General features: G+C 41.0%; 1 protein-coding gene. It reads left to right on the forward strand.

Translation table 11 applies throughout. The features are described from left to right. Nucleotides 1-356, forward strand: a 356-nt coding sequence (locus tag HMPREF2871_RS11030; RefSeq protein WP_210397492.1) for an NAD(P)H-dependent oxidoreductase, incomplete at its 5' end; no start/stop codon positions are given. Nucleotides 357-532: the final 176 nt, after the last annotated feature.

Raw genomic sequence — 532 nt, forward strand, 5'->3', positions numbered from 1 at the left:
GGACAGTGAAAAAATACATAGACGAAGTATTAACCGCCGGACACGGCAAGCTTTACCATAGTGATGGTCGCCATCGTGTCAATCCGACTGAAGGCTACGGCACAGGTGGTTTGTTGCAAGGTAAAAAACACATGCTCTCGCTTACTTGGAATGCCCCGATTGAAGCCTTTACTCGCGAAGGCGACTTCTTCGAAGGTAAAGGTGTGGATGCTTTATACATGCACTTCCACAAACTCAATGAGTTCATCGGTTTGACCCGTCTGCCAACATTCGTATGTAACGATGTGATTAAAAATCCACAAGTAGAACAATATTTAGTAGACTATCAAGCATACTTGGAAAAAGTATTCGGCTAATGGCAAAAAAGGTGGGTAAAAATGCCCACCTTTTTTATTATTGATGAATAGTTGTGATCATTGTAAATGAGCCACATCGTTAAGTTGCTCAATATGAAAACCGCTTTCACTATCGTATTTCACAATACTGATCGAAGTATTTAACAATGACACGGATTTACCCTCATCACGATGGT

The sequence above is a fragment of the Neisseria sp. HMSC067G12 genome, from assembly GCF_001812725.1.
Lineage (GTDB): Bacteria > Pseudomonadota > Gammaproteobacteria > Burkholderiales > Neisseriaceae > Neisseria > Neisseria perflava.